Below are 4,257 nucleotides of genomic sequence, written 5' to 3'. Positions count from 1 at the left end.
GCTTCGCGACGCCCGCCCGCGCCTTCCGGGCGATGCTCGGGGACGACGCGGCGGCGCTGCTGGACGCCTACGGCGTGGAGGATGTGCCTCTGGCCGAGCTCGACCTGACGCCGGGACTCATCGAGAGGGCGCGCGCAGAGAGGGGCGATGCCCCGCTGGCCTAGCCTGAAGGCAAAACGGAATAGACTGACCGACCGTCCGGCTGAGTCTGGGAAGAGGTGCCGGGCGGAGGGCGGAGCATGGCCACCGGACCCATCGAAACACATCTCCACCGTTCCTTCAACTGGGAAAACGGCGCCCCCGGGGCCCGGATGGGGCCTCGGGGGCGTTCGGCTAGCTGCGGGAACGGCCTGTCCGCCTAATGTGTTCGGCTGAGATCGGAAATCAACCCCCTTTGTGGTGGATATGGACTCACGGCGAAGCTAGTGGCGGAGTCCCAGCAGGCCGCGGCCGCGATGAAGGGCCTCGGCGGACACCTGGGCGTGCGGGCCGGCGGCTTTGACGGACTCGGGCAGGTGCGAGTACTTCTTCTCGAAGTTCTCCTCGAACATCACCGCCAGGTTGTGCGCGGCCTCGTCGTAGCGCGCGGTGCTCTGCCAGTATTGGCGCGGCACCAGGATGCCATCGGGCACGCCGTGGCACGTCGTGGGAATGTCGACGTTAAAGATGTCGTCGTGCACGAACTCGCTATCCTCGATGGTGCCGTCGAGGGCGCGTGCGACCAGCGAGCGCGTGTAGGCAAGCTCGATGCGATGGCCCACGCCGTAGCCACCGCCAATCCAGCCGGTGTTGACCAGGTACACGCGTGTGCGGCCGTCGGCAATGCGCTCGCCAAGCATCTTGGCGTAAACCATGGGGTCGAGCGGCATAAACGGCTCGCCGAACAGCGAAGAGAACGTGGGCGTGGGCTCGGTGACGCCGACCTCGGTGCCGGGAATCTTAGCCGTAAAGCCCGTCACAAAGTGGTACATGGCGGCGTCGGCCGTCAGGCGCGAGATGGGCGGCAGCACGCCAAAAGCGTCGCAAGTCAGGAACAGCACGACACTCGGAGTGGTGCCCATGCCCTTAGTCCACGCGTTAGGAATGTGCTCCACGGGATAGGCCACGCGCGTGTTGTGCGTGATCGAGATGTCGTCGTAGTTGGGCTTGCGGTTCTCGTCGAGCACCACGTTTTCGCAAATGGCGCCAAAACGGACGGCGTTGAAGATCTCGGGCTCGTGGAAGGCGTCCAGGCCCTCGCATTTTGCGTAGCAGCCACCCTCGATGTTGAAGATGCCCATGTCGGACCAGCCGTGCTCGTCGTCGCCGATCAGCAGGCGCGTGGGGTTGGCAGAAAGCGTGGTCTTGCCCGTGCCGGACAGGCCAAAGAACACGGCAGTCTCGTGCGTGACGGGATCCATGCTGGCCGAGCAGTGCATGGGCAGCACGTCATCCTCGACGGGCAGCAGATAGTTCATGACACTGAAGATGGACTTTTTGATTTCGCCGGAGTAGCCGGTACCCGCGACCAAAATCACGCGCTCCTGGAAGTTGATGACCACGGCGGCGCTGGAGTTGAGGCCCTTGATGGCAGGATCGCACTGGTAACCGGGCGCTGCGAGCACGCAGAAGTCGGGCTCGCCGGTGCGCGCGATTTCGCGGGCGAGCGGACGGGCGAGCATTTGCTTAATGAAGAGTGCCTGGCTGGCACGCTCGCAGGCAACAAGCAGGCGACGCGTGTGGTTGCGGTCAGCGCCCGCCATGCCGCGCGTGACGAACACGTCGCGCTCGTTGAGATAGTCGACGATGCCGGCCTTGATGGCCTCATAGCTCTCGACGGACAGTGGGCGGTTGACCGCACCCCAGGCGATCTTGTCGTGAACATCGGGGGTGTCAACGATAAAACGATCGTTGGGCGAACGACCAGTGCGCTCCCCCGTCTCGATCACGAGCGCGCCATTAGAAGCCATACGGCCCTCTTTGCGACGAATAGCGTGCTCGACAAGCTCTGCCGCCGGCAGGTCCACCAGCAGACGGGGTTGATTCTCGGCGGGATCTTCAACGAGCGTAATACCAAAGTTGGACAGAACTTCTGCAGGGGTAACACCAGGCATGGGGCCTCCTTTAAAAACGCGACACGTGGACGCGACGCGCACTTTACTCACGTAAAGCCCGTTGTACCCGATATGCAAAAACGTTTTTGCGGCAAGGGCGGCAAGCCCGCCCAACGGTCAAAAATCGCAGGCAAGCGGCCTAGTCATTGGGGACGTTTTTAAACGCCTAGTCATTGGGAACACTCTTGAACAGGCAACATTCAAGGAGCGCCCCCGGATGCCGGCACTTAGGGACGTTCCCAAAGTGCCGGCACATAAGGAACGTCCCTAAGTGCCGACTACCGAATGGCGCCGCCGAAATTATCGAACAACCTGTTCAAAAACACGAGCGGACACCGCGGTGTCTATACTAGAGCGCAGCAATAGAAAGGACCCCGCTTTGAGCATCACGCCCCTCGATAGCATTCGCCGCGCCATCGCCCGCCGTAACGGCATCTCCAACCCCGCTGCATCGAAAGGCGGCGCCGCGAAGGCCCAGGGCGGCCGCATCGAGAACGGCCTGTTCCCCGCCTCCCACACGGCCGAAGAGCTCGCGCGCATCCAGGAGCTGAGCCAGCGCAACGCCGGCGGCCCCGACAGCAGCCAGGCCACGCGCCGTCGCCGGCGCGAACGCGATCGGGAGCCCAGCCCCGTCCGCCGCATGGTCAACGCTTGGTGGAACCGTCTGCTCGGCGCCGTCTACGGCGGCGGCTTCTCCATGCAGGAAGCGGAATACGAGGAGCACGCCACCAGTCGCGACTATCTTTGGAACACCCTGGGCACCGCCGTATGGGGCATGGCGTTTCCGCTGCTCACCATTGTGTCGACGCAGCTCGTGGGCGCCGAGGAGGCCGGCAAGTTCTCCATCGCCTTTGTTACCGGCACGCTCATCATGATCGCGTGCAACTACGGCGTGCGCAACTTTCAGGTCTCGGACATCGACGAAAAAACCTCCTTCGCCTCCTACCAGCTCAACCGTTGGCTTTGCGGAGCGCTCGCACTAGGCTGCGGCCTCACGTACAGCAGCGCACGCGGCTACGATGCGCAGATGGCCACGATCGGCCTGGGCGTCTACCTCTATAAGGTGATCGACGGCATCGCCGACGTGTACGAGGGCCGCCTGCAGCAGGCCGACAAGCTCTATTTGGCCGGCATGAGCCAAACGCTGCGTTCCGCCGGCGTCATCGCGGTCTTTAGCGTGGCACTGTTCCTCACGCGCAGCATGCCCATCGCGGCCATGGCCATGGGCATCGCCGCGATCGCCTCGCTCGTGCTGGTCACCGCCCCGCTCGCCCTGCTCGAGACCGAAAAATCACGCCGCATGAGCCTGCGCGAGGCTGGCCACCTGTTTATCCAGTGCGCCCCGCTCTTTGGCGCACTGTTCCTGTTTAACCTTATCGAGAGCATGCCCAAGTTCGTGATGGAAGGCACGCTGGCCTACAAATACCAGCTGTACTTTAATGCCCTGTTCTTTCCGGCGCAGGCTATTTTGTTGAGCATTGGATTTATCTATAAACCGCAGCTCCTGCGTCTGTCGAGCATTTGGACGAATCCGCGCAAGCGTCGCCGCTTTGACCTGATTATTGTTGCCGTTATGGCACTGATCGTGGTCATTACCGGAGCGTGCGCGGCATTTATGGCAGGCCCCGGCATCCCCATCATGAGCTTTATGTACGGCCTTAACTTTGAGCGCTACCGCACACTGACACTGCTGATGGTCGTCGCCGGCGGCGTCACCGCGGCAATCGACTTTATCTACGCCATCATCACGGTGCTGCGCCATGCCGGCGACGTCACCAAGATCTACCTGATCTGCTTCGCCGTAAGCGTAGTGCTGCCGGTGATCTTGATCAATCTGCTGGGCCTGATGGGCGCCGTCGTGAGCTACCTAGTCATCATGGCCCTACTGCTGGTACTGCTGATTATCGAATACGCCCACATCCGCCAACGCATCGAGAGGGACCGGAATCCGTACGGCGCCTAATTGCGGCGATGGGAGCAGCTAATTTGCGGTGGAATCACCCCGGCTGGGGTCTCGTTGCGGACACGCAAAACTAAGTGAGTAGACTTTTACCGAATCCCGGACCACACCGACAAAGCACAAGTCCGTGACCTGCACTGATAATTGTCCTTGGGGGAAGCGGGCACTGCGGGGGCGCGTCAACAGCGCGCGATTTCCGCGTCG

2 protein-coding genes are annotated in these 4,257 nt (G+C 62.3%); one reads left to right on the top strand and one right to left on the bottom strand.

Translation table 11 applies throughout. The features are described from left to right. Positions 1 to 422: 422 nt before the first annotated feature. Positions 423 to 2,093, bottom strand: coding sequence for a phosphoenolpyruvate carboxykinase (ATP) (gene pckA, locus AB5750_RS09615; RefSeq protein ID WP_368146265.1), 1,671 nt, complete (start codon positions 2,091 to 2,093; stop codon positions 423 to 425). Positions 2,094 to 2,472: 379 nt separating this feature from the next. Between pckA and AB5750_RS09610 the strand changes: the two genes are divergently transcribed. Then, positions 2,473 to 4,056, top strand: coding sequence for a lipopolysaccharide biosynthesis protein (locus AB5750_RS09610; RefSeq protein WP_368146267.1), 1,584 nt, complete (start codon positions 2,473 to 2,475; stop codon positions 4,054 to 4,056). Positions 4,057 to 4,257 lie beyond the last annotated feature (201 nt).

The organism is Collinsella aerofaciens (genome assembly GCF_040926185.1).
Classification (GTDB): domain Bacteria; phylum Actinomycetota; class Coriobacteriia; order Coriobacteriales; family Coriobacteriaceae; genus Collinsella; species Collinsella aerofaciens_BC.
This window is presented reverse-complemented; position numbering and strand designations above follow the sequence as displayed.